This is a genomic window from Prosthecobacter dejongeii, assembly GCF_014203045.1.
Lineage (GTDB): Bacteria > Verrucomicrobiota > Verrucomicrobiia > Verrucomicrobiales > Verrucomicrobiaceae > Prosthecobacter > Prosthecobacter dejongeii.
This window is the reverse complement of the sequence record NZ_JACHIF010000001.1, coordinates 170,639-195,467: the sequence shown is the minus strand read 5'-3', so window position 1 is coordinate 195,467 and position 24,829 is coordinate 170,639. Positions and strand designations below refer to the sequence as shown.

Here is a 24,829-nt window from a genome sequence, read left to right as displayed (position 1 = left end):
GGCGCTCATGTGCTTGTTTACTCGCCTCATGGCCGATGATTTTCCTTGGGAATAAAAAACAAGGGCCTCCTCACATGGCGGATATGAGCGCCATACATTTTTTTTTACGCTGTCTCGCTGCTCCCAGTCTGAAGCATGGCTCTAACCGTGGAAAAGCCGGAGTCTGCAGCATTCTATTTCGCAGTTCGGTTGTCCAAAAATCCCGGCTTTTTTTAAACCGTGCTAGCTCTCTTTTGCTGCTGTTTCAGCGGACACCTGCGGCGCAGGTGCTGCTGCCAGAGGTGAATTTGATTTCCACACTGGCTTCATCTGGGAGTCTCCGGACCGCGATCACGGTGGTGGCCGGGCTGGGAGCTTATGATCGAGTCGCTGGAGCGACGACTCTGGTGCAACTCGCACCGAGCCGAGGTGCCTCCACCGTTACGGGGCGAGTAGGGGGAGATCTAACGGCCATTTTCCAGATCACCGGCACGCCGACACCACCGCTCGGGTGGGAGCTTGAAAGTGGGGAGGTGCCAGGCATGGAGCTCACCTACAACAGCGGGGAAGGTATCGCTGCGTTGGTAGGGAAACCTTTGGAGTCTGGAACGTTTCCGATCCGGTTGGTAGCGACGCATGGCCCCGACCGATTTGGCCGGAATTTTACGGTCTCCATCACAGGCCAAGCTGGAGTGAGCATCACGGTCCAGCCGACTTCACGAACGGTGGCGTTTGGCCAGTCAGTGACGTTGGCAATCCAAGCCAGTGGCAGTGAGGCTTTGAGCTACCAATGGTATGAGGGGGTGAGCGGGGATGAATCGCTGCCTGTGGGTGGGGATGAAAATACCTTCACGACTCCAGCCCTAGAAACGACAACGAACTATTGGGTAAGGGTAAGCAGTGATTTGGCGACGGTGAATTCCCGGACAGCCCAGATTACCGTGCAGCCAGCCCCGCCTGAGGTTGTGGATGCGGTTTTCCCTGCCGCGACTGTGGGAGCCACTTATTCTCACACGGTGACGGCTGTCGGAGAGCCGAGTCGCTTCACCCTCACGGGCCTGCCGAGAGGTCTGCGTGCAGATGCGGTGACGGGGCGTATTTCAGGACGGCCTGAGGTTTCCGGCGTCTTCCAGGTGCAGGTTCGGGCTGCTCGTGGTGGTAGCAGTAGCCCGCCTGTCAGCTTTCCTTTGGTGGTAAAGGCTCTAAGCCAAGGATTGGTGGGCACTTTTGGTGGATTGATCCAGCGGGATGCGGCTAGCAATCGAGGGCTCGGTGGTTTTGTTTCTCTGACGACGACTTCGAATGGCTCATACACGCTCAGGGCTTCTACGACCTCCTCAAGCGGGGCTGCTCGTGCCGGGGCAGTGGCGTATTCAGTCAAAGGTCGGCTGGAAGCTGCCGCACCTCAGATCTCGGCTAAGGTTGGGGGCCTAGACTTGCAGCTTTCTCTGAATGCCGAGACCGGTGAGATGACGGGTGTGCTAGGCACAGCGGGGGTGAATGGCTGGAGGGCAAGGTACCACGCCACTTTCCGGCCTGCGGAGTCACTGGCAGGTTATTATTCGGCAGCTCTCCGACTGGCTGATGTCGGCGATCATGGAGTGGTCACGCTGCCCCAAGGGACAGGATTTTTGACCATGATCGTGGGATCGAATGGTGGCTTGACTGTCTTGGGCCGGACGGCTGATGGGCAGGCTTTTTCCTCGGCTGCTTTTCTTGGTTCGCAGGGCCAGTTCTGGTTATACACGGGACTTTACCGTGGCGGCGGTTCTCTTCAGGGGGAGATGAATCTTACCGAAGAGCCGCAGGTGCCTTTTTTTGGCAATGTCATTCGTGGCGATCTGACTTGGCGGAAACCTGCGGTGAATGAGCTGGCTTATCCGGGAGGGTTCGGACCTGTGAATGTGGAGGTCGAAGGGGCCTACTTAGCCCCTGCAAGCCGTGGACATGTGGTGCTGGGACTGCCCGAAACGGGTGTGGTAAGTCTGCATTTTTCTGAAGGGGAAATCCACACGTCTTTGACCAATCCAGACCTGGATGTGGTCTGGGCGGAAACGCGGAAATTCTTGCTGCCTCCTGCATTGGAGAATGCGGGTCGGGTCTCACTGAATTTGAATCCGGCTACAGGGGCGCTGAGCGGTCAATTTAGCTTGGTCGATGGGACGTTTACCCGCAATAAAGTGGCTTTTAAGGGGCAAGTGATTCGCGGTTCCGATGGAGACCTCAGGGCTGAGGGAAGCTTCTTGTTACCGCAGTTGCCGACTGCCGGACAAGCGGCCAATCGCACCGCCATTCTCTCGGGTCGGGTGGAACTGATTCAGGTTCGTGGTGAGCCAGCCCGCTGATCTCTAGAGCTCCGCTATCTCATGTCGCGTTTTTTGCCGCCCCCTTTAGCTTCAGTGTCGGCTCTGCCGCTCCTGCTGCCGACTTTATCGCTGTCCGCTGCGGAGGGGTTTCGCTCAGACACGAGCTATCAGTTGTATGATGAATCCGACGGACGCATTCAGGTGGAGTCGTGGTATTTCCGAGGAGAGGTAGAATTCACTCCGGACACGAGCTTGCGTTTTCAATTGCTGCGCGATGCCATTTCAGGGGCCTCCCCAACAGGGGCGCAACCGGGGAGTCTCCAGCCGTTTTTGGCGGATTTGGAGGATGTGCGAAATGGTGTGCTGGTGGCGCTTTCTCAGCAGGTCGGCGATCACAGGATCGAGTTAGAAATCTCGCAAAGTGACGAGTCTGACTATCTGTCTCGGGGCATCGCCTTGAGCGACAAGTGGGAGTTCAATAAAAAGAATACCACGCTCAGTTTAGGGCTCAACTATGTGAGTGATCTTGTGAGTGTGGTGGGGCTCGAAGAACAGGATAAAACCAGCTATGATGCCTTCATCGGTCTCAGCCAATTGCTGGACAAAAAAACCATTCTCACGGCAAATATGACGGTGGGGTATGCCGAAGGTTATCTGAACGACTCCTATAAGAGCATCCAGCGAACCGACATCTTTACGCTGCCGGTGGGTGGTGTCATCACGGACATTCCGGTGGATATTCTGTATCGTGAAAACCGACCCGACAGTCGTCTGCGCGGTGTTTTCCAGCTGCAGGCCACTCGCTATTTAACACGCTTTCAAGCGTCCCTGGATGCCGTGAGCCGGATCTCTTATGACGACTATGGCGTCCTTTCGCACAGCCTGCAGATCGAATGGCGGCAGAAGTTGGGAAACAAATTTCAGATCACCCCATTCTTCCGCCATTACCAGCAGACGGCGGCGGATTTTTTTTACAACACGCTGGACGAGGTGAGCGGTGTGAATAGACCACAGGAATATCCCATGGGGCGTGGTCCCCATTACTCGGCTGACTATCGGCTTTCATCCTTGAGCAGTCTCAGTCTGGGCGTGAAGGGGCGCTGCCAACTGAGTGAAAATGTGGCCCTATCTCTGACCTATGAGCACTATGCAATGAGGGGAACCGGAGCTGCGAGTGAGCGCGCACCTGCTGCTGCTTACCCGAAGGCGAACATCTGGACCTTGGGGGTGACGGTGCAGTTTTGAACTTTAGGCCATGCGCACGTTTTTACCCAGTCCCCCGTTACCGCCTGATGCCCATGGAGTGCGGCGTGTGGAATTCAAAGCCCTAGGGACAAACTGCGCCTTACTGTTTCGGCAGTCGTCGGATCAAATAGCTCTGCAATTCGTTGCGGAAGCGCTCGGCTGGATCCAAGCCTTCGAAGCTAAGTTTTCCCACTTTAGGCCAGATTCACTAGTCTCCCGGATCAATGCTGCTGCTGGTAAATCTTGGGTCGAGACGGATGCGGAAATGGATCAAATCCTCGACTTGGCAGAGGCGATGTATCGCCTCACGAATGGTATCCTTGATCCTGCGATGCTGCCTCTGCTGCGGGTGTGGGATTGGAAAAAAGCCCGTGAGAGTATGCCTGCAAAAACGGATGTTGAAAAAGCACGAGACTTATCTCGCTGGCAGGATGTTCAGCGTCGCCCAGGAGGAATCTTTCTTCCGCGTGAAGGTATGGGCCTAGACTTTGGGGGATTTGGGAAAGAACATGCGGTGGATCAGGTCATCGCTATCGCGAAGAGGCATGGCATTCTCGATATTCTGGTGGACCTTGGTCGTGACATCTTCGCTCTAGGAGGTAATGGTCAGCATCCTTTCTGGCATGTCGGTATCCAAGATGGTGTGCGCCCGGAGAATTGCCTCGGCGGGCTAGCTGTCTCTGGGTATGCGGTGTGTGCGAGCGGTGACTATGCCCGAAGATTTGAGCACGAGGGGGAGCGCTATGGCCACATCTTAGATCCTCGTACGGGATGGCCCGTGAGGCACGGGTTAAGGGCGGTGACCGTGCTTGCATCCAGTTGCGTCGTGGCAGGAATCTATGCCACCTCCATCTTCGTTCTGGGTTGGCGTGAGGGCATGGTCTTTGCCGAGTCAGCCCCAGGCGTGGAAGCCTGCCTGCAGAATGAGCAAGGCCAAATAGCTACCTCCAATTTTATCCAGCATCAGGTCCGCGGCACCCCCTGAATACCTATCCACCTGTCATGAAAATGCTCCTCTTAGTTCTCGTTGGTTCCACTCTTTGCAGTTGCAGTCAGCACTTTGTCCGGGTGTTGCCGTATGAACGGAAACATTTTGCAGATCCACTCATGGATCCAGGATTGGATCCGCTGCTGCTGACGATGACACAGCACGCTTATTTTTCTCGTGAAGGAAGTTTTGGCGGCGGGGGAATCGGCGGGGGCGGATGTGGCTGTAACTAGGATCGAGATACGAGAGCGGAGTTATTATTTGTTAGGTGAGCACGGCTTTGATCACATGGCCGTGGACGTCGGTGAGGCGGCGGTCAATGCCGTTGTGGTAGTAGCTGAGGCGTTCGTGATCTAGACCGAGGAGGTGCAGGATGGTGGCGTGAAAATCGTAAATGGTGGTGATTTTATCAACGGCTTTGTGGCCAAGTTCGTCTGTGGCTCCATAGCTGACGCCGGGTTTTACCCCCGCGCCTGTCATCCAGACGGTGAAGCCCTGTGGATTGTGGTCGCGGCCACTTGCGCCTTTTTGAAAGGTTGGCATGCGGCCAAATTCGGTGCACCAGACGACGAGGGTGTCCTCTAATAGGCCGCGTTGGCGGAGGTCGCGGATCAGGGCGGCAGCAGGCTGGTCAAAGATGGGCGCGTGTTTGTCATACTGCTCCTTCAGCTTTCGGTGACCGTCCCAGTTGCCGATGCCTTCGCCCATGGCATAGGCACCATTGTAAAGTTTCACACAGCGAACTCCGCGCTCGAGCAGGCGGCGTGCGAGGAGGCAGTTTTTGGCAAAGCCACTTTTGACGGGATTGGGATCGTCCACGCCATAAGCTTTTAAAGTGCTGGTGGGTTCTTTGGAAAGATCACTCACTTCAGGTACAGAGAGTTGCATCTTGGCGGCGAGTTCGTAACTGGCGATGCGGGCGGCGAGTTCTGTATCACCAGGGAATTTTTCCAGGTGCTTTTCATTGAGGAATTTTAGAACATCGCGGGCGGCGAGGTCGCTGGCGGCGGAGACTTTCTCGGGCCGGGCGAGGTTATAGATGGGGCGGCTGGAATTGAAGGCAGTGCCCTGGAAAAGGGCAGGAAGAAAGCCGTTGCCCCAGTTGTTCACGCCTGCCTGGGGGACACCGCGTGGATCGGGAATGGCGACGTAGGCGGGCAGGTTTTCTGCCTCAGATCCGAGGGCGTAGCTGACCCATGAGCCGAGGCTGGGAAAACCATCGAAGATGAAGCCCGTGCTCATCTGGTTTTCCGCTGGACCATGGGTGTTGGACTTGGCCGTCATGGAGTGGATGAAGGTGAGGTCATCCGTCATTGAGGCGAGATGGGGGAAGAGGTCAGACACCATTTTTCCAGTCTGGCCACGGGGTTTGAAGTCATAGAGAGGCCTAACCAGGTTTCCGTTCTCGCCCTGGAAGGTGAGGAAGTTTTCTTTAGCACCCGGCATGGGCTTGCCGTCCATGCGCAGCAGTTCCGGTTTCCAATCCCATGAATCCAGGTGGCTGACGGCGCCTGAACAGAAGAGGATGAGCACGCGCTTTGCCTTGGGCGCAAAGTGAGTGCTGCGTGCGCCAAGTGGATTGGAGGGATCAATGGCCGGATGGATGGGCCTCGTGCTGGCCAAGGAGTTATTTTCGCCTAGCAGGGTGGCTAGGCCTAGGCCGGCTGCGCTGGAGAGAAAGTTGCGACGATTCAGCAGGCCCAAACCGTTGGTGGAGAGTGGGGGAGTCATGGCACAAAGAGAAATTCGTTGGCATTCAGCAGCACGCGGCAGAGGGCTGGCAGGCCGTGGTCTCGAATGAGGGATTCACACACGCGGACTTCATCGGTAGAGGGCTGGCGCTGAGTCGTGAGGGCAAAGGCACGCTGAATCTGTTGGGCGGGTGTTTTGCCTGCATCGCCTTGCAACCGGGTGGCGAGGATCTCTGCTTGCTGATTGACAAAGCTGCTGTTGAAAAGGCTAAGGGCCTGAATGGCGGTGGTGGAGCGGGGGCGCTTGGGCTGGGATTGGCCCGCATCGGGACAATCAAAGCTGCCAAAGGTGGAGTCCTGGGCCACGCGGACTTTGGTCATGTAGATCATGCGTCGCCAGTCGGCGGGGCCGAATTCGGCCTTAGGATCATACACGCGGACGTAGTTGTTGTTAGGTGCAAAGGCGCTGTAACCAGGGCCACCCATCTTGAGATCCAAGGTGCCTGCGACGGTGAGCATGGCATCTCGCAGGGCCTCCGCCTCCAGGCGGCGAGGTGGGAAACGCCAGAGAAGCTGAGTTTGAGCATCTGCCGTTAGGCCATCTTGGTGTGGTGCACTGCTCTGTCTCCATGTCTGGCTCATGACGATCAGTTTTTGCATGTGCTTGATGCTCCAGCCGCTGTGGATGAATTCGGAGGCTAGCCAGGAAAGCAGTTCTGGGTGCGTGGGCAGAGCTCCATTGCGGCCAAAGTCGTTAGGCGTGTTGACGAGGCCTTCGCCGAAATGGTGTTGCCACAGGCGATTCACCAGCACACGAGCAGGAAGGGGATTGGCAGGATCCGCAAGCCATTTGGCAAGGGCGATGCGACGTTTTTGCTCGGGCGCGTTTTTGTCCAGATTCAGGGGAGCGCCGAGTGCGGAGACAGCGCCGGGCGAGACTTCTTCCTTCGGCTGGGTAACATCGCCCCGATTCAGGCGGAACGAGGGGGGCGCAGGTTCAAACCGGCCTGCATAGACCATCGGGCCTGTCTTGGCGGTGTTGAGTTTGCTCTCCAGTGCACTCACTTCGCCTCGGGCTTCATGCCAAGCAGACACCTTGCTGGCATCCTGCGGCTCGGGTTGGGACAGGCGGGCCTTGGGACCGGGATAAGGTAGGCGATCTTGAGAAGATGCAACGAGCTGCCAAGTGCCCCCGGCGTTGGAGATTTCGACACGATATTGGATGGGCAATCGGTCGCTGAATTCATCCAATCGGTCCCGTCCCCAGACGATGGCTTCGATGCTTTCGGCCTTGGGAAATTCTACTTGTACCCAGCCTGCGCCTTTCGTCTTGCTGATCCAACTGCGGTCATTGCCATACTGGCCGTCGTTGAGATGAATGAGGCGATGTTTGCCACTGTCCCAACTGGGTGAGGCAGTGACCTTGGCCCCTTGTCCAGCGAGAGCGATGTTTTGCCCAGCGGTGTTGTAGATTTCTAGTTCATCCAGGCAGGGTTCGTAGCGGTTGTTCTCGGAAGTGGCCAGGACGGTGAAGCGCAGTTTTTGAGTTGGAATCGGATTGAAACGATCTATGTTTCTGTGAGTGTGAACTGGCGGCCTTAGAGGCTGTTGAGCATCGTTGCTCGTCAGGCTCATAACCTGAAGAGCTGAGCTGACAGGCTCGAATTGGATCAGCCGATGAGTCGCTTTGGCTAGACGTGGCAGCAGCGTGGCGTTTTCTTCCTCATACTTTCGTGTCTCGGCTGACTTCAGCGGACGCTCCCCATGACGGACGCCTGAAAAGATGGCTTGCAGGCCGTAGTAGTCCGCTTGCGATACAGGATCGAATTTGTGATCATGGCAGCGGGCGCAGTGCAGGGTGAGGCCAAGAAAAGCGCCACCGGTGACGCTGACCATGTCATTGAGTTCATCCTGTCGGGCTTTGGCTTTGGACTCTTCATCTTTGCCGATCTGACCGGGGAGCAGGGCGGCATTGGCAACGATGAAACCAGTGGCGGCATCTTTGCCCACTGTATCTCCGGCGAGCTGTTCTAGGATGAACTGAGGGTAGGGAGTGTCTTCATTGAAAGCCTGGATCACATAATCGCGATAGGGCCAGGCATTGGGGCGTGGGGTATTCACTTCAAAACCGTGGGTTTCCCCAAAGGCAATCACATCCAGCCAATGGCGCGCCCAACGTTCGCCATAACGCGGAGAGGCGAGCAGGCGGTCCACCTGTTTTTCATAAGCCTTGGAATCGTTGTCTGCGACGAAGGCTTCGACTTCTTCAGGCGTTGGGGGTAGTCCATGCAGAATGAGGTGAAGACGACGGATGAGGGTGCGGCGATCCGCTTCTGGAGATAGGTGAAGACCTTTTTCGGCAAGCTTGGTCGCGATAAAGGAATCCAGGCTGCCTTGCTGAGGCGGCAACGGTTTGAAGGCCCAGTGGTCGCGTTTGTCCACGGTCTTGGCGGTGTCCACACCGTCGGGCCACGTGGCTCCTTCATTGATCCAGCGGGTGAGGAGATCTACTTCAAGCTTGGACAGTCTTTCGCCTTTCGGCGGCATTTGAGTGTCCTCGTCATCCGTGGAGATGAACTGGATGAGTGGGCTCTGTGCGGCTTTGCCAGATACAATGTTAGGTGCATGGGCATCTCCACCGTGGAGAGCATCGGCCTTGATATCCAGACGCAAGCCGGATTTCTGCTTGTCTGGTCCATGGCAGGAATAGCAGTGTTTTTCTAGAATCGGGCGCACCTCACGGACAAAGTCCACGGGGCCGGCGATGAGGTTGGCAGTCAGGATGGTCCAGGCAAGAAGGGGAGGCTTCATCTTTAGCGGTAGGGATTGCCGGCGTCAAAGAGCGCTCGAATTTCATCGTCGGTCATGGTTCGGCCTAACAAAATGAGTTCGTCAACGCGACCACTCAGTTTGCGGTCTTGGGAGTTCCAGTTACCGATTTGTGCAGGCCCTAACAAAGCAGGGTGGGCGGTAGCCTGGAGGCATTCTTTGTCTAGCTGTCCATTGAGGTAAAAGCGGATGCGTTTGGCATCAGCATCGTAGGTCACGGCCAGGTGAACCCATCGCCCTTTCTCTGGCAGGACTGGAGTGGCTGAATCTGGGAAACCTTCTTTCTCCGATGAGCCTGGAAGCAAAGTATTGCGTTTAAGAGCGAGCCTCATGGTGGCGTCCTTTTTGATGATCCAGTGGACTTGACCACGTTTGTCATCATCCCAGCCATCCGTGTGATAAAGGGACTGGTAGAGGGCTTCCAGCCGATCTAGCCGTACCCAGGCGGCGAGGGTGAGTCGGGGCCAGGAGCGGTCAGCCCCTGCATTGAGTTTCATGTGGTCGCCCACATTGACGAATTCGGGGGCATGTGATCCGGGCCAGCGGCCTTGGGTCATGCGAAAGGTGCCCGGGGGCAATTTAGAATTTTCAAAATCCAGTAGGGTGATCAGGGCCGGGTCTCGTCGCAGAGCGGCCATGGCGGCATCTGAGCGCGCCCGCTGGCCAGAGGTTAGAGCTGCCTGGAGGGCGGGCATTTCATCGGGCTGGATGAAGGCTGCGGAGCGAATCTCGCGTGCGGCTCCGGCGCCGGACTCTAGGGAGTAGGCCTGGCCATCTTTCAGGCTCTGGCGTTTGCCGCCTTTGGTAGATTGAGCGATGACCTCTCCTTTGAAGACGTGGATTTCAGCCTGGCCATGTTGGGGCACATCCACGCCGAACTGAGTGCCCAGGTCCACAGCCTGGCCTGTCGGAGTGACGACGGTAAAACCCTTTGCCGAGGGCGGCACATCTGCTGCCACACGGCCACGTTCCAGTCGCAGCCGCTGGTCATTTTCAAAGCGGAAACTTGCCGGGGCTTCGATGACTACCTTCGCCCCACGCGCAGTGATGAACTCCACCGTACCTGCCTGCATTTTGTAATCAGCACTTTGAATTTGCATGCCTTCAGAAAAGACTCTGCTACCGATGCCACGAGCCACGGTGGCATGGACAGCTCTGCTGCTGTGCAACCACCATGTTCCAGTGATGATGAGTGCGAGGGCTGCGGCGGCAGCTAACCCAAGATGTGAAATGGGTGTCCGTAGAGACTTGGCAGAGTTTGCTGGGACTGGTGATTCCCAACCTGCTGCTTGTTCGGCCAGGGCAGCGTCTAGATTGGCTAGATCCGCAAACAGGCGTCGTGAATCAGGCTGGGTGAGCAAGATGTTTTGGAGCTGCTGCACCTCTTCGGCAGTGGCTAGACCATCCAAGTAGTGCTGAATTTGTTCATCCAGCTTCATGACGCATCCTCCTTGGCCAGTTCACGCTGAACACAGTCGGCCAGCAAGCGGCGGAGCCGATGCAGCCACTGATAAAAACCCGTGACGGAACGCCCGCTAATGGCGGCTACCTGCTGAATCCGCGCCTGCGGTTGATAAGCCTGCATGAGGAGCTGTTTCTGTTCGGGCTCCAGTTTTTGAGTGCAGGTTTCTAGGGCACGACGCTGGCGCTCCAGCCGGGTTTCATCCTGGGCAGTTTCTTCTGCGATGAGGTCCACCACTTCTTCGCTGAGGACGAGGCGGTCACGGCCTTTGTCGCGCAGCCAGGAGAGGACTTTAAAACGGGCGATGCCAAAAGCCCAGGGGCGAAACTCGGATCCTTCTTGGAATTCGCTGAATTTTTCCCAAAGCACGATGGCTACTTCCTGCATGACATCATCGGCATCGGCTCGGGAGGGCACCAGCCGACGAACATACGCACGCACTGCGGGCTCATGCGCTGTTAAGCTGCGCAAGAAACGTTGGTGTTCTTCGATTTCGGCAGGCGACATGGCGGGCTCTCAAGATTTTTTTCCTGAAGCCGGGCCGATTTAACGAACTATTTCACGGTTGAGAGAAATTTAATTCATCGCCGCTTTAGGACGAGCACGATGTCGGGGTAGCTGTCGTCCAGTTTGCGCGGGGTCTCGATTTCATAGGTGAAGTCGTAGCACAATTGGAGTTCCAGCTCGGGCACTTGGGACAGTAGCGCCTTCATCTGGCGGGCATCGTAGGTACGGAACTGCCAGTGGGTCTCCTGGATGTGGCGGCGGCCCTGATGGCTGATTTTAAGCCGGGTGCGCATGGCTTCGAGGCGAGTTTTACGGTCGGGTGGCCAGGTATGGGTATTGCAGACCACTTCGATGTCTTCCCGCCTAGCCTTCCAGCGTTCGTGTTCCTCTTTGGCGGTGGTGTAGTCGCTGAGGTGCAGGCCTAAGACGAAGATGCCTCCGGGTTTTAAAGCGGCACAGGTTCTTTGCAAGCAGGCGAGAGCATCTGCCTCGGAATGTAGGTATTTAAAAGTGCTGACAAGGCAATGAGCGAGGTCGTAATGGTCATTTTTTGGAGCTTTAAAACTCTGCATCCAGTCGGGCCATAGTCGGGCTTTGAGACCTTCTTTTTTTAGCCGCTCCAGGGCAAAATCGAGCATACGCTGATTGCCATCAAACCCGGAGACGTCCCAGCCGCGCCGGGCCATTTCGATGACCAGTCTGCCGCTGCCACAGGCAGGTTCCAGCAGGCGGCGGGTGCGGCTCTTTTCACCAAAGATGGTCCACACGGTTTCCAGAAAGGTGGCTTCGCGCGGGGTATCGGCATCGAAGATGATGTCGTAATAAAGCGGGGTGTCGTACCAGTCGCGGTGGTCAGTAGGCATTGATTCAATGGCTTATAGAGGCTTCCAAATCAGTTGTCAGACATTCTTATGATCCGCCCGAAATTAGCCAAGCCATTACAGCATAGCAGTTCCAAAGTTGGTCACAAAGAGGTGATGAATGGAACCTTCTATTTCCGTTTTGAATGAATGTCAGATCACCATTCTTTTTCTCGCCGCCAGTTTCTGAAAAGTGCTGCGCCTCTGATCCTGCCTGCTGCTGTTTTAGGTCGTGCGGGTGCAGTGTCGCCCAATTCCAAGATCCGTCTGGCCTGCATCGGAGTGGGCGGGCAGGGGACGGCTAACCTGAAAGCCTTCTTGGCAGATGAACGAGTGCAGGTGGTGGCCATCTGCGATGTGGATGGCAAGCACCGCGAACGAGCGATGAACCTAGCCAAGCTGACACCTGCAGATTGCTATAAGGACTACCGCAAAGTGCTGGCGCGCCAGGATGTGGATGCGGTGATGAATGCCACGCCTGACCACTGGCATGCGAATGTGGCGATTGAGGCCGCAAAGGCGGGGAAGGACCTGTTTTCTGAAAAACCTTTGGGAGCTAGCATTGCCGAAGGGCGGGCCATCTGCCGGGCGGTGGCGGAAAACAAACGGGTGCTGCAATGTGGTACTTGGAGACGGTCCGGCCTTAAAGTACGCATGGCCTGTGAACTGGTGCGCAATGGCTACATCGGTGAACTCAAAGAGATCCAGGTGGGTGTGCCTGGGACTTTTGCCATCCGTGGCGGTTACACCGGGTTGGAAGGTCCGCAGGAGGTGCCGCCACATCTGGATTATGCCATGTGGCTGGGGAGTGCTCCTGAGCGGCCTTATACCGAAGCGCGTTGTCATTTTAACTTCCGCTGGATTGACGAGTATGCGCCAGGATACATCACAGACTGGGGCGCACATTTTGTGGATGTAGCCCAGTGGGGCGCGGGCATGGATGACACTACACCGACTGAGGTGGAGGCGATGGAGGTGAAACGCAGAGCGCAGGGGCTCTACGATGCGCCGGAGGAGTACCGCATCGAATATGGTTACGCTAATGGGCTAAAGCTCTCGATGTTCAGCACTAAAGATGCGGCCACCTACGGCACTAAATTCATCGGTAGTGAAGGCTGGGTATTCACGGAAGCTGAGACACTGAAGGCCAGCTCTATCGACATTTTGCGCATCAAGATGAAGGAAGGCGATACACGCCTGTATGTCTCCAAGCATCACCACCGCAATTTCATTGATGCTGTGATTTCTCGAGAACGCACAGCAGCCCCGGCAGAAATCGCTCAGCGTGCGGCCACGATTTGCCATCTAGGTGCTATATCGGCCAAGCTGCAAAAAGGGCTGAAATTTGATCCGAAAGCCGAAGCCTTCACGGGGAATGATGAGGCCAATGCCTTGCTGATGCGACCGATGCGCGATGCTTGGAAGATCTGAGCTTAAAGTTTATCCATCATGAAAACATACTCCATGTTAGGTGTGGCTTTGTTGGGACTATTTTTTTCTTTTGTCTCGGCAAAGGCGGAGCATGAGGGGAAGCTGCAAGTGCTGTTGGTCGGGGACAGCACGACGGAGGGAAGCATCCCGCGCAAACTCAGTCCTAAAGGGCCTCATTTGGAAGAAGTGATTCGTGTTTTATTGGCGGCTGAAAAAGACCTGCCACCATGCAACGTGATCAATCTTGGCCTGAGTGGTGAATACGTCCGCAGGCTGCTGGATTCGGGACGCTATGATAAGCAGATGGCGAAACTTCCAGGAGTAGATTACATCTTCATCCGGTATGGCATCAACGACTATGCCCGGCGCGAGAACTTTGCGGGAAACTTTACCCAAGACTATGCCGAACTGATCAGCCGGATGCGCCAGGATCATCCGAACGCGCAACTTGTGATCATGACGGTCATTCCTTACATGGATTCGCAAAAGTGTAACGAGATTAACACCCTGAATCGGAAAGTGGCTTTACAGCACAGGTTACCGCTTTTTGACATTTATCCCAGGTATGCGCAGGCGCTGAAAGAAGGGCCTAACATGCTGAATTACAGGCGCTATGAACTGAAGAATATCCCAGTTCAATATCATGAATTGGTCAAACCTTTTGTGGCTGAAAATCCACCCAAAGTACTGGTGATGGACAATCAATTGGATGCGCATTTTGGTAAACTGCCAGGTTGGTTCGGCGACCGTCACCCGAACTTGGCGGGCTATCACGTCATTGGCGATGAAACGGCTCAGTATTTAGCCAAAATGATTCGTGAGAAAATGAAGAAATAAGTGGGGAGTTCCGATTCATTTGCCTATCTCCTTTCTACACTGTTTGTGTGCTGAAATGTTTTTTTGAGTTAGTTAGGCATAGTCAAAAAAAGCGAAAAAACCTTATTTTATCGCCACAAATTCGCCGCTGAATTCTACGCAAATTTGCCCTTCTTCCTGGATGGTGACTTGGAGATTCAGGCGTGCTTTGCCTGCCTCAGCAAACAGCTTTTTAAATTCACGGATTGTGGCACCATCGGGTGGCTGGCAGAAGGCACGAATAAGCCCACGCACGGGCCGCCGATAACGGATGGTGCTTTCGCGGATGACGATGTGGGCTGTGCGATCACCTAACATCAACCATAGCAAGCTGTATCCCGTCAGAGTGGCGATGGCGCTAAGGCTGCCGCCGAAAGCGGTTCCGAGGTGGTTGTGATTGGGCTCCAGCGGTGCGGTGATCACCAGCGTTCCGCCATCGTAACTTTCCACCTTTACCCCCATGGCGCGAGTGAGGGGAATCTGCTCATGAAGAAAGTGCTCCGTTTCACGCAGCAGGTCATCGTTCATAGGCGGCTCAGGTGTCCAGTTGCTGGATGCGCGCCAGATGGCGGCCTCCCTCAAAAGGAGTGTTCAGGAAAAGATCCACAATTTGCAAAGCCATCTCCAGATCCATCATGCGTTCGCCCAGGGAGAGCACGTTGGCGTCATTGTGCTGCCGAGTCAGGCGGGCGGATTCCAGGTTCCAGCACAGACCGCAGCGGATGCCCTTGACGCGGTTGGCCGCGATGGCTTCGCCATTCCCGGAACCTCCGAGGACGATGCCGCGTTCATACTTTCCGGCGGCCACGGCTTCCGCCACTGGGCGTATGAATTTGGGGTAGTCTGTGGACTCTTCCGAGTGCGTGCCGAAATCCGTCACGAGATGCCCAGACTTTTCCAGGTGAGAGATGATGGCTTGCTTATAGCGATAGCCGGCGTGGTCGGAGCCAATGGCGATATTCATGATGAATGAAAATTAGTTAGGTGTGTCTCAATGCGTCCACCACTTGGAAAGACGAGCCTCGGCAGATTCAGGTTTATTGAGGCTGCCTTCTGCATAATGGGAGGTGTCATTAAACAGCATTAGGCGAGCCCGTACGGGATCTTTAAAATCCACGATATTGAGGGCCGCTGGATCTTGATCGAGATTGTCCCGGTAGCGGCGCGGATCAAAGCCGAGGAGGGAGCTCAGCAGGAGGCGGATGGTGGCCTTGTGTGAGACCACGATCACGGATTGTCCCTCGTGATGGCGCACGATATCGAGCAGTGCAGGCAGAGCGCGCGCCGTGACGGCGAGGCCGCTTTCACCCCCTTCAGGGGCGAAGGTGTATGGATCTTCATCCCAGGCGGCGGCTTCTTGGGGGAACTGTACTTCGACTTCGTGGCGAGTCATTTGTTCCCAATGTCCGTGGGAAATTTCCTTGAGCCCATCACGAGGATTTACTTCCAGATGGTGCGGTCCAGCTAAAATGCGGGCCGTCTCCAGGGTGCGGTCCAGGGGAGAGGCATAAACGGCGGCGATGTTTAAAGGAGCCAGGCGTTGGGAAAGCGTGGTGGCTTGATGGCGGCCTTCATCGGAAAGCGGCACATTGGTAGCGCCGGCAAAGCGGTCCTCGGCGGTCAGGATGGTGGCTCCGTGGCGGATGAGGTAGATGCGTGTGATGGGCATAGGCGTCGCGAATGGATAGCACTTTCAGGACCAGACGCCGGGTGCTCACATCTGCAAATGAAAAGCCCGCAGAAGGTGGTTCTTGTGCGACAATGGAAGGTGGACTGGATGCAGATTGGGTTAAATTTAAATCTATTAGCGCTGCTATGACTGGAGATGGTTATGCCTAAAAGTAGGGCTGAGACTGACGGTTGGGTATTAGCATTCTGGGTACATCCAGGGATCGTTGTGTTGTCGAAGTCACTTAAACTTTAAAACATCATGTCCAAGCTCCTTGTTCTCTATTATTCCACTTACGGTCACATTGAAAACATGGCCAATGCCATCGCTGAAGGTGCCCGTGCGGTGCAGGGTGTCGAAGTCACTCTGAAGCGCGTCCCTGAAACCATGCCACCTGACGTGGCCGCAAAAGCAGGAGCAAAGCTGGATCAAAATGCCCCCGTGGCCACGCCAGCTGAACTGGCTGAATACGATGCCATCATCTTTGGCACTCCGACCCGCTTTGGAAACATGGCGGCCCAGATGCGCAATTTCCTGGATCAAACCGGCGGTCTTTGGATGAAAGGAGCCCTCATTGGTAAAGTGGGAAGCGTCTTTACCAGCACTGGCACGGGCGGCGGCAATGAATCCACCATCCTCACCACGATTCCTACTCTTTTACATCACGGCATGATTTATGTGGGCCTGCCTTATTCTGCGCCTGAGCTGACAGACATCAGTGAAGTCCGTGGCGGTAGTCCCTATGGAGCAGGGACCATTGCTGGAGCCGATGGCTCTCGCCAGCCAAGCGAGAAAGAGCTCTCTCTAGCCCGCTTTCAGGGGAAGCATGTGGCGAGTATCACGGCAAAATTGACAGCTTAAGCGAGCTTCCTTTAAATTTTTTGTAGCAGCGTAACCCACTCTTGAGTCAGGAGTGGGTTTTATTGTGGCGTATTCAAATGCAAAAAAGTTGTGAAAACGACTTGATGTTAATGCAAGTTCATTGCTTTATTGACCTCCATGCATCCTCCCGTTGCTCCTTTTCTTTCTACAGTTTTGGCCGCTGGTTTTTTGATTTCAGGTTCGGCCTGGGCTCAGACATCCGCCCAATTTGAATCCCAGCAGCGGCAAAAATATGAGTACTCCACTTTCAGCGCCATGTCTGCGCCCGTGGTATTGCCGATGGACGGTAAGGCTGATTGGTTGACGGGCCTGGATGTGAGTCTGGCAGGGAAGATTTTCCCCCACATGCACTTGGATACAGCTTTTGGAACCGCTTCGACGGAACAAGAAGAGCTGCGTGCCGGGCATCACGACCCCGAGGAAAGAGACGCGGTGACGTTTCAGAATATCGAGTTTTCTCTTTCTGGGCGATTGGATGAGTACAATGAATTTTTCATCACGTATGCAGCGGCAGTGACTGGTGGGCGGATTGACCCGATCTTTGAAGAAGTTTTCTGGAAGTTTAAAAATCTCCCTGGCGGCTTCGAGGTGCGCGGGGGCCGAGTTTACAATCGTTTCGGCATTCAGAATACGTACCATCCTCACGGGTTTGACTGGATTGATCAGTATTTGGTGAATACCCGGATCTTGGGCGAAGACTCGATGACGACGATTGGGGCGGAGATCACCTGGTTAGCGCCACTGCCGTGGACTTCTCAATTTGATGTCGCTCTGGGGGTGGCACCGCAAGCAGAAGATGACCATGGTCATGAGCATGAAGAAGAGGGAGAAGCACGCTATGCGGCTGAGGAAGCCTTCTTCGGTGAAGATGAATTCATGCTGGTGGCCAACTGGACGAACGTTTACAACTACAATGACTTTAATCAGTTCCGCGGTGGCATCTCGGGGGCATGGGCGGATAACGTCTCCGGTTACCGCACGAGCATCTATGGTGTGCATGCGGAGTATCAATGGCGTGAAAATGGCTTTGATCCTGGAGGCCGCTACTTTCGGGTTCGCTCGGAGGCCATGTTCAATCGTTACAAGGTCGAGGATGAACTTGTGGAAGGACGCAATCCGGAGACTCAACAAGACTTTGGCGCTTACTTGAGTCTGCTCTACGGCCTGCCAAATAACTTGGAGCTAGGCCTGCGTGGGGAATACGTGGCGGGGAATGCAGACACGGCGCAGGATTCTCGTTTTCGAGTCAGCCCTGGCATCACTTGGTATGCGAACGATGCACGCACGCTTCGCTTCCGCCTGCAATACAACTATGACAACTCCAATGAACGGGGCACAGATCACGCAGTTTGGGCTCAGGTGAGCTTCGCCTGGGGTGGTCCCGAGGTGCGCTGATCTTTGGCAACAATTTTGCGTTAAGAATCGTTTCTTTCAGGGCACCTTGGTGGCAAGGTGTCTTGTCCTTTTCACTGTCATGAAATTTTTCATTCCCCTTCTTTCTCTCTTGGCTTTTAGCCTCAGCGCCCCGGCGGCGGTGAAGGTGGCTACGCTGCACCCCATCCTGGCAGATGTTGCCCGTCAAGTCGGTGGTTCCCATGTTGAGGTTGTTGAGATCATGAAAGCTGGTGGGGATGTGCATCACTTTGAGCCTTCGGCCAGGGATATCGCCTCCATGAAAGGTGCGCCAGTGATTCTCGCCTGTGGCAAGCATCTGGAAACCTATTTGGACAAGCTCCGTGACAGCGTAGGCAGTGGTGTGAAGATCGTAGAAGTGGGGCGGCTCATTCCTTCCCTTTTGTTAGACCCTAAGAATGAAATCTTCGTCTGCTGCCCGGCTCATGCCAAAAGCAGTGTGGACCCACACTGGTGGCACAGCGCGGAAAATATGAAGCGTGCGGCCCGCATCGTCGCTGGTGAACTGAGCCAGCTAGATCCGGTGAATGAGGGGGCCTACGAAGCTGGAGCTAAAGCAGCGGGGGAGAAATTCATGCAGCTCAAAAGCTGGGCGCAGAAAGAGATCTCACGCATCCCGCGCGGAGATCGGAAACTGGTGACAGCTCACGCGGCATTTGGTTACTTTTGCAAAGAGTACGGGTTTAAGACCATCCCCATGCTGGGCATTGGCCGCAGCGACGACATCTCGGCTCAGTATATTGCCCAGACCATTCAGGCCATCCGTGATAACAAGATCAAAGCGGTCTTCCCTGAGGATCAGGCGAATCCCAAAGTGCTAACGGAGATCGTCCGCAGTACTGGGGTGAAGACGGGGGAGCCGCTCGTTGCCGATGGCACGTCAGCACACGCCCATACCTTTGAGACCATGCTGGCTCACAACGTACGCGTCATTGTTGCGGCGTTAGCTCCTCAATAATCAACGGCTCAGCGTCATTACGCACTCCAGGTGTTTGGTCTGGGGGAAGAGATCAAACGGCTGCACCTTTTCTAGTTTAAAACCAGCCTCATGAAAAAGGACGAGGTCACGCATCTGAGTGGCGGGATTGCACGAGATGTAAACCACACGCTTGGGATCAAAGGCAAAGAGCTGCTGCAAAAATTCCTCGCTGCAGCCCGCTCGTGGGGGATCAATGATGACCACTGTGTCTTTGCCTGCATGGGGGACTTCTTTGAAGATCTCACGGGCATCGGCGGCTAGAAATCGGCAGTTCGTGAGGCCATTGATTTCTGCATTGTGCGAGGCTTTGCGGACGGCGCTCTCGGAAAGCTCCACGCCGATGACTTCTTGGAAATGACGAGCGGCGCTGATGCCAAAAAGGCCGCTGCCGCAGTAAGCATCCACCAGATATTGAGCACCTGCCGCCTTGGCTTCATCCACCGCATAACCAACGAAGTCAGCTAGGATGAACGGATTGTTTTGGAAGAAATCGCCCGCTTGGAATTCGAATTTGACCTCGCCCACTTGCTCAATGGCGATTTGGTCGGCCTTCGTCAGCACGCCATTCACGGCGGCTCTCATCAGTAAAGTGGCTCCGTTTTTAAAAGCCTCCTGATTTGCCCGAGCTTCCGCCCGGACGACGGTGAGCTGTTCATTTAGCTGGGGCATGGCGATGGGGCACTGCTCCACATCCACCATCGCATTGCGTGTACCCACCCGCAGAAAGCCGATGGCTCCGATTTCTCCCGCCTTAGGTCTGTGAAAATGGGGGGTGATTTTGGAGCGGTATTCGTATTGCTTGGGAGAGGCGATGACGGGCAGGACGGGGTGCTCGATCTTTGCCATGTGCTTCAGCAATTCCTCCACCTGGCGTCGTTTCCATTCGATCTGTTTCGGGTAATCGAGGTGCTGATACTGGCAGCCACCGCAAGTGCCAAAAAGAGGGCAGGGGGCAGTCACGCGTTCACTGGAAGGCTCCAGCACTTCCACCAGGTCTGCATTGCTGTAGTTCTTGTGATTCCTGTAGATGCGGCAGCGCACCAGCTCCCCAGGCAGGGCAAAAGGGACAAAGACCACCCAGCCATCCACGCGTGCGACACCGCTGCCCTCATTGGTCAGGTTATCAATGCGGACATCGAGTTCCTGGTGATAGGCGAAGGGGTGGGCGACAAACTTGCGTGGGACCATCGTTACCCTGTAGCAGAGGCGGCGGACAGGTCAAACGAGCGGTGAGGTCAGATGCGGCAGGGAGTATTAAAGTTTAAGAGTTGACGTAAATGCATCAGAATCTTTACGTTGACGGATTAATCCAGCAGCCTTGGCCTAACCAATGAGACTTCCATTTTTTTCTTTGATCCTCCCAATGGTGATCACGACATTTTGGCTCGTATCTTTGGTGGCCGCTCAAGGTCAGTCGTCCAACTCCGCGTTTCAAAGCACCGAAAGCTTTTTGGCAGCCCTTAACAATGTGGAGTGGGAGTGCTCGTTCACCAGCTACCCCAGACTTCGTTTTGGAGCGGAAAAAATTGAGATTCTAGGTCTCGACGGAAAAGTCACCAACACGCTCAAGAACGTTACCCATCCAGAGCCGGGCATAATCAGGGTGGGTTTTAATCGGGGGGTGGTCCTCTTTGCCTTTTCAGACGATCTCCGAAGTTTTGTGATCGCGAACATGTCTGAGATCAGTGAATTCGATATTCCTGGTAGTCAGGTGGGGGTGAAGTTGCCGGCCACAGCCGCTGATGCTGCTTTAGAGGCCACCTTCAAAGATCACCCGTTTTGGAAGAAGATGCGTCTCCATGCCGCCAAAATGGAGGTGCTAGATGAGAGTGGTGCGCCTTTTGCGACTAACGAAGGCTTCGCTTTTTATCCTCGAGGACTTGGTGTGAAATTGCCGGAGAAAGGGGTTGGTTTTGTGGTTCTGTCTCGTCAGCGAGCAGGGGGCTGGTATCTAGGTGGGCGGCATTTAGGCACGGGTGTGCGCACGCAGGTCGCTGGTGTGTTTCGTCCTTTTCTCCGCAGCAAGCTCACAGACTTTGCGCTGCGTTCCGCTCATTTCACTCGCTCACTTTTGTTAGCAAAGCAGGAATCCATGGCGGATGCTCAAGAGCAATATGCTCTCTACAATGTGGGTAACATTTATGGCGAAGTGTCTGAGCAGGTGACCTACGCCTGCAATGAAATTGGCAAGCTGCGCGGTTACGCTTTGAGCTTTAATCGGGCTGCCGATTGGCACGCCCAGGCTTATACAACCGTCAAAACTCACTTTGGGCAGGACAAGGCCAAGCTCTTGGAGATCGGCACCGATCTGGCCGAAAGCCAAGCTGAGAAGGGCGACTTCGCGGCGGCCAAAGCGACGCTTGCGGAAGTGTTTCCATATCTTCCTTCAGAAGGCGGTGATGCCCGTATCCCGTATGCATTTTACAAAGCCCTTGGCGCGGCTGAATTTGGCCTTCGTAACTATCCCCAAGCGGCGAAGTTGTTTGTGAATAATCAAAAGCGTGCTGAGGCGGCTGACTTTAAAGGGTATGTCATTGAGTCTTTGCTCGATTTGGCAGCTTGCCAAATGGCCCTCAATCAGCCTATCGAAGCGGCTGCTAGTGTGGCCTTGGCCATGCAACGGCAGGATGATTGGGCGAAAAAAAATCCCAAGTATAACTTCGACACTTACAAACTTTCGCTCGCCTGTGTGGCGTTGCAAAAGTGGAACGAAGCCGTTAAATATTCATCCCTTAGTCAACGGCGGAATTCAGTCTCGTATGAAGAGTATGCGCGGCTGCTTTCTCTGCTGAATCGCGGAGATAAAACGGCGGCTCAAAAGATGGCGCTTGATTTTAAACGTCGTTTTGCCGGGGGACTAGATGACATACAAATCCGCCGCGACATTGATGCGATGACGGTCAAACTCACCGAGGCTGTCTCGGTCCTCACTCCCGCCGCCACAGCCGACCTGGAACAGGCCTGGGCGCAACAAGTGGAATCCCTGCGTAAACGCCCTCTGCAAAACTACATTTTCGCACGGGTCATGGTGGCTGCCATTGCGAGTCTGAAGAACGGAAATTAACCAAAAATTGAGCCTCAATTCAACAAGGAGAGAGGTACATTCATTGGCGTGACTCGTGCGGGCTGGGATGGAGTTGCGGACTTCTGCCTTGGCAGTTGTTTTTCCTGAAAGTGGGTTAATCAATGGCCATGAACTGCTCTCTCTGGTTGGGTTTCTTTGCGGCTTTTGTTTTGCTGGTGCCCCTGGCTTCAGGACAGACCGCTGCACCGCTGGACGAGACGCTGGCACGTCAAAGCCTTTCGGCGAAGCCAGCGCGCAACCCGGTGAAGAGTGTGGCCCCGGTGGTCAAGCGCACGCATGAACGCCGGGCAACGAAGGGGCTAAATGTCGAGGTGGACGTGGAAGTGATCCACCGCACGGATGGCAGCACGGAGGAGCACACGTTCATGCCATTGCCCATCCTTTTTGTGGTGAATTCGGATCAACTCTTGGATGAAGTTTCCCGTGCCAATGTGCGCAAACTAGCGGCGATCATTCAGGAAATCTCAGCGGATGGAAAAGCAAGCTTCAGCATCCAGGGGCACACAAGTGCGGAGGGTGATGCAAAAGCCAATCAACAACTGAGTGAACGCCGGGCGGCACGCATCCAGGCCTTGCTCGCTGCTGAAGGCGTGCCCATGCAGACCTTGGTTGCCATCGGTTTGGGAGAGGAAGTGGCAAGGTTTCCAGACAGCGCGGCGGAATCTGAGCTGCAGCAGGATCGGCGAGTGCTGGTGGTGCGGATGCGGTGATGGATAGACGTGTTTTTGGTTAGGCCAGTAGAATCTCAACATGAGACCTGTTCCCCTGATTCACTTTCCCCCTACCGATAGCACGCACCGAAAGCCATTGTAGTCATGGCTGAAAGTAGGGGCGACTGGGAAGCGGGATGCCGATCGCAGGTAAACGGGAGCGGAGTCATACCAACTGCCACCGCGCAGCACCCGGGTATCTTGCTTGGCGCTGTACCAGTCCTGACACCATTCCCAGACATTGCCGCCCATGTCGTAAAGGCCAAAGGCATTTGACGGGTAGGTGCCTACGGGCGAGGTGAGGGCAAAGCCATCGTTGTATTCCGTTAAGTACTCGTAGCCGCTGCCTTTGGCCTGGGCTTTGACATCGGCGTAGTTGCCACTGTTGGCGGGAGGTGGAAATTCTTTGCCCCAGGGATAAAGGTCATCCAGCAGGCCATCTTTCACCTCGGGGGTAGCCTGGCCAGGTTCGAGATCGGCAATGCCGACGGCGTAGCTCCACTCTTGATCCGTAGGCAGGCGATACTCATCATCGGGGCGGATGCGGCCTGCCTGACGCTCCGTTTGGGTTAGCCAGAGACAAAAGGCTGTGGCCTCCTCCCAACTGATGCTGGAGGCTGGGTGCAGCCGCTCATCATCCTCTAGCTGGAGCTTTTTCCAGGTCTCACCCGCGTCGCGATTTTTATACGCATCATAGTCCTGTCGCCGGGTTTCCCAGACGCTGAAAAGCAAGCGTTTGTTGCCCATGTAAGTGATGACGGGCACGTATTTCATGCCCAGGCTGTTGGTAAAAGGGCTCTCTTGGGTGGCGGTGAGTGGGGTGGTGATTTTGAGCGCGTCGAGTTGAGAATGAGGACTGGTTTTAGTCGGGCTGGTCTTAAGTGCGGCCTGGGCTTGACGAAAGGCGATCATTCGCTGCACCAGCTCACGGCCTTCACGTGCCGCACGCTGCTCCTCGGTCTCATGCATCGGCGCGCTGGGAGGTGTCAGGACTGGGGGCGTGGGCAGACGCGCTAGCACTGGCTGAGCGGCAGGGATGATGAAGTCTGTAATGAGGGAGGCATCCCCGCGCAGTTCCACATGGGGTACTTGGCGCATTTCCGTGCGCTGTTTGGTGATGCGGCTGGCGGCATTGACAATGGAAAAAAGGTCCGCTCCCTGCGTGCGCATTTGATCGGTCAAAAAACGAGTGAAGGGGCTGTTCGTATCGCTTTCCTGGAGAAAAGCGGCGGCTTTGCGCCCGGGGCTCGCAGCGAAGGCGATGAGGGTGCCGTCCGGCAAAATGGCACCACCCAGAGCACGTTTCACATTTTCATCTAAACCACCTAGATTTTTGGTGGAGCCTGCCAGGGCCTTGGTCGCCGCCGGGGCACCACTGCGGCAGCAGTCTAGAATGACAGCACGTGCAGCCCCACGGGTGCCTTCCAAAGCGCTCAGCACATCGCGCAGCGGAATGGCATTGTCCGGGAGGTCATCCACATTCGTGATGTTGGCATCCACTGGCAGCAGGAAAGTCTCCGCACGATCATAACCTGTGGGGGTGTCTTCCACGCCATGGCCAGAGTAAAAAACAAGAGCCAGTTTGGCACCCGCAGCGCGTGAGCGGAACTGACGCAGGGCCAGACTCATCTGGTTCCGCCGCGCATCCTTCAGCAAGACGATGTCTTCAGGCAACACACCGGGGACGTTGCGAAGGGTGGCGAACATCAGCTCGGCATCTTTTCCTGGGGTATCCAGTTGATCCTCTGGGTTCACGTAGGCGTCATTGCCGATGCAAAGCGCCACAATGTCTCCTGCCTGGGCCGAGAGGCAGATGAGACCAAAAGCCAGGACAGAGAAAAGCCACGTTTTCATTGGATGGAAAGGGCCAAGAATCTCGGGTGAGATCAAGCGATAACACGGAGTAGAATGCATTTCTGGTCTTATGATGATGGCCGA

Annotated in this window: 21 protein-coding genes; 11 read left to right on the top strand and 10 right to left on the bottom strand. The window is 55.3% G+C overall.

Annotated features, from left to right (window positions below; translation table 11 throughout):
- The first annotated feature begins 233 nt into the window (after positions 1 to 233).
- Genes HNQ64_RS00615 through HNQ64_RS00600 form a run of 4 tightly spaced genes read left to right on the top strand, consistent with a single transcriptional unit; the run spans position 234 to position 4,751 of the window.
- Positions 234 to 2,324 (top strand): immunoglobulin domain-containing protein, encoded by a 2,091-nt coding sequence (locus HNQ64_RS00615; protein ID WP_184204351.1) that lies wholly within the window; start codon positions 234 to 236, stop codon positions 2,322 to 2,324.
- A gap of 21 nt (positions 2,325 to 2,345) precedes the next feature.
- Positions 2,346 to 3,530 (top strand): DUF3570 domain-containing protein, encoded by a 1,185-nt coding sequence (locus HNQ64_RS00610; RefSeq protein ID WP_184204350.1) that lies wholly within the window; start codon positions 2,346 to 2,348, stop codon positions 3,528 to 3,530.
- A 10-nt stretch (positions 3,531 to 3,540) separates the two neighbouring features.
- Positions 3,541 to 4,515, top strand: coding sequence for an FAD:protein FMN transferase (locus HNQ64_RS00605; RefSeq protein ID WP_184204349.1), 975 nt, complete (start codon positions 3,541 to 3,543; stop codon positions 4,513 to 4,515).
- 17 nt (positions 4,516 to 4,532) lie between these two features.
- Complete coding sequence (locus HNQ64_RS00600; RefSeq protein ID WP_184204348.1) at positions 4,533 to 4,751, top strand: DUF4266 domain-containing protein; 219 nt, start codon at positions 4,533 to 4,535, stop codon at positions 4,749 to 4,751.
- Positions 4,752 to 4,782: 31 nt separating this feature from the next.
- On the opposite strand, the gene HNQ64_RS00595 is transcribed toward HNQ64_RS00600, so the two are convergent.
- From HNQ64_RS00595 to HNQ64_RS00575, 5 genes are all read right to left on the bottom strand, one after another.
- Positions 4,783 to 6,249, bottom strand: coding sequence for a DUF1501 domain-containing protein (locus HNQ64_RS00595; RefSeq protein ID WP_184204347.1), 1,467 nt, complete (start codon positions 6,247 to 6,249; stop codon positions 4,783 to 4,785).
- The gene (locus HNQ64_RS00590; protein WP_184204346.1) at positions 6,246 to 9,020 is read right to left on the bottom strand and encodes a PSD1 and planctomycete cytochrome C domain-containing protein; all 2,775 of its coding nucleotides are present in this window, start codon (positions 9,018 to 9,020) and stop codon (positions 6,246 to 6,248) included. Before HNQ64_RS00590 ends, HNQ64_RS00595 begins: the two co-directional genes overlap by 4 nt.
- A 2-nt stretch (positions 9,021 to 9,022) precedes the next feature.
- The gene (locus HNQ64_RS00585; RefSeq protein WP_184204345.1) at positions 9,023 to 10,477 is read right to left on the bottom strand and encodes a LamG-like jellyroll fold domain-containing protein; all 1,455 of its coding nucleotides are present in this window, start codon (positions 10,475 to 10,477) and stop codon (positions 9,023 to 9,025) included.
- The gene (locus HNQ64_RS00580) at positions 10,474 to 11,007 is read right to left on the bottom strand and encodes a sigma-70 family RNA polymerase sigma factor (protein WP_184204344.1); all 534 of its coding nucleotides are present in this window, start codon (positions 11,005 to 11,007) and stop codon (positions 10,474 to 10,476) included. The genes HNQ64_RS00585 and HNQ64_RS00580 overlap by 4 nt, the downstream gene beginning before the upstream one ends.
- Positions 11,008 to 11,081: 74 nt before the next feature.
- Positions 11,082 to 11,870 (bottom strand): class I SAM-dependent methyltransferase, encoded by a 789-nt coding sequence (locus tag HNQ64_RS00575; protein WP_184204343.1) that lies wholly within the window; start codon positions 11,868 to 11,870, stop codon positions 11,082 to 11,084.
- 147 nt (positions 11,871 to 12,017) lie between these two features.
- On the opposite strand from HNQ64_RS00575, the gene HNQ64_RS00570 reads away from it, so the two are divergent.
- The gene (locus HNQ64_RS00570; RefSeq protein WP_184204342.1) at positions 12,018 to 13,298 is read left to right on the top strand and encodes a Gfo/Idh/MocA family protein; all 1,281 of its coding nucleotides are present in this window, start codon (positions 12,018 to 12,020) and stop codon (positions 13,296 to 13,298) included.
- Positions 13,299 to 13,316: 18 nt separating this feature from the next.
- On the top strand, positions 13,317 to 14,135 hold the full coding sequence (locus HNQ64_RS00565; protein WP_184204341.1) for an SGNH/GDSL hydrolase family protein: 819 nt from the start codon (positions 13,317 to 13,319) through the stop codon (positions 14,133 to 14,135).
- A gap of 102 nt (positions 14,136 to 14,237) precedes the next feature.
- Here HNQ64_RS00565 and HNQ64_RS00560 read toward each other — a convergent pair whose 3' ends face one another.
- The 3 genes from HNQ64_RS00560 to HNQ64_RS00550 are packed head-to-tail and all read right to left on the bottom strand — an operon-like array spanning position 14,238 to position 15,822.
- Positions 14,238 to 14,681 carry a YiiD C-terminal domain-containing protein gene (locus tag HNQ64_RS00560; protein ID WP_184204340.1) on the bottom strand — a complete coding sequence of 148 codons (444 nt, stop codon included), beginning with the start codon at positions 14,679 to 14,681 and terminating at the stop codon, positions 14,238 to 14,240.
- Between the two features lie 7 nt (positions 14,682 to 14,688).
- Positions 14,689 to 15,117: a ribose 5-phosphate isomerase B gene (gene rpiB, locus HNQ64_RS00555; RefSeq protein ID WP_184204339.1), complete on the bottom strand. Its 429-nt coding sequence runs from the start codon at positions 15,115 to 15,117 to the stop codon at positions 14,689 to 14,691.
- A 27-nt stretch (positions 15,118 to 15,144) separates the two neighbouring features.
- Positions 15,145 to 15,822: a histidine phosphatase family protein gene (locus HNQ64_RS00550; protein WP_184204338.1), complete on the bottom strand. Its 678-nt coding sequence runs from the start codon at positions 15,820 to 15,822 to the stop codon at positions 15,145 to 15,147.
- Positions 15,823 to 16,083: 261 nt separating this feature from the next.
- Between HNQ64_RS00550 and wrbA the strand changes: the two genes are divergently transcribed.
- The 3 genes from wrbA (at position 16,084) to HNQ64_RS00535 (ending at position 19,075) form a co-directional block, all read left to right on the top strand.
- Complete coding sequence (gene wrbA, locus HNQ64_RS00545; protein WP_184204337.1) at positions 16,084 to 16,683, top strand: NAD(P)H:quinone oxidoreductase; 600 nt, start codon at positions 16,084 to 16,086, stop codon at positions 16,681 to 16,683.
- Positions 16,684 to 16,821: 138 nt separating this feature from the next.
- Positions 16,822 to 18,099 (top strand): hypothetical protein, encoded by a 1,278-nt coding sequence (locus tag HNQ64_RS00540; protein WP_184204336.1) that lies wholly within the window; start codon positions 16,822 to 16,824, stop codon positions 18,097 to 18,099.
- Positions 18,100 to 18,178: 79 nt separating this feature from the next.
- Positions 18,179 to 19,075: a metal ABC transporter substrate-binding protein gene (locus tag HNQ64_RS00535; RefSeq protein ID WP_184204335.1), complete on the top strand. Its 897-nt coding sequence runs from the start codon at positions 18,179 to 18,181 to the stop codon at positions 19,073 to 19,075.
- On the opposite strand, the gene HNQ64_RS00530 is transcribed toward HNQ64_RS00535, so the two are convergent.
- Positions 19,076 to 20,284, bottom strand: a complete 1,209-nt coding sequence (locus tag HNQ64_RS00530) for a class I SAM-dependent RNA methyltransferase (protein ID WP_184204334.1) — start codon at positions 20,282 to 20,284, stop codon at positions 19,076 to 19,078.
- Positions 20,285 to 20,768: 484 nt separating this feature from the next.
- Here HNQ64_RS00530 and HNQ64_RS00525 point away from each other — a divergent pair, with 484 nt between their 5' ends.
- Positions 20,769 to 22,160 (top strand): hypothetical protein, encoded by a 1,392-nt coding sequence (locus HNQ64_RS00525; RefSeq protein ID WP_184204333.1) that lies wholly within the window; start codon positions 20,769 to 20,771, stop codon positions 22,158 to 22,160.
- Between the two features lie 128 nt (positions 22,161 to 22,288).
- Complete coding sequence (locus tag HNQ64_RS00520) at positions 22,289 to 22,891, top strand: OmpA family protein (RefSeq protein WP_184204332.1); 603 nt, start codon at positions 22,289 to 22,291, stop codon at positions 22,889 to 22,891.
- Positions 22,892 to 22,951: 60 nt separating this feature from the next.
- On the opposite strand, the gene HNQ64_RS00515 is transcribed toward HNQ64_RS00520, so the two are convergent.
- Positions 22,952 to 24,745 (bottom strand): SUMF1/EgtB/PvdO family nonheme iron enzyme, encoded by a 1,794-nt coding sequence (locus tag HNQ64_RS00515; protein ID WP_184204331.1) that lies wholly within the window; start codon positions 24,743 to 24,745, stop codon positions 22,952 to 22,954.
- Positions 24,746 to 24,829: the final 84 nt, after the last annotated feature.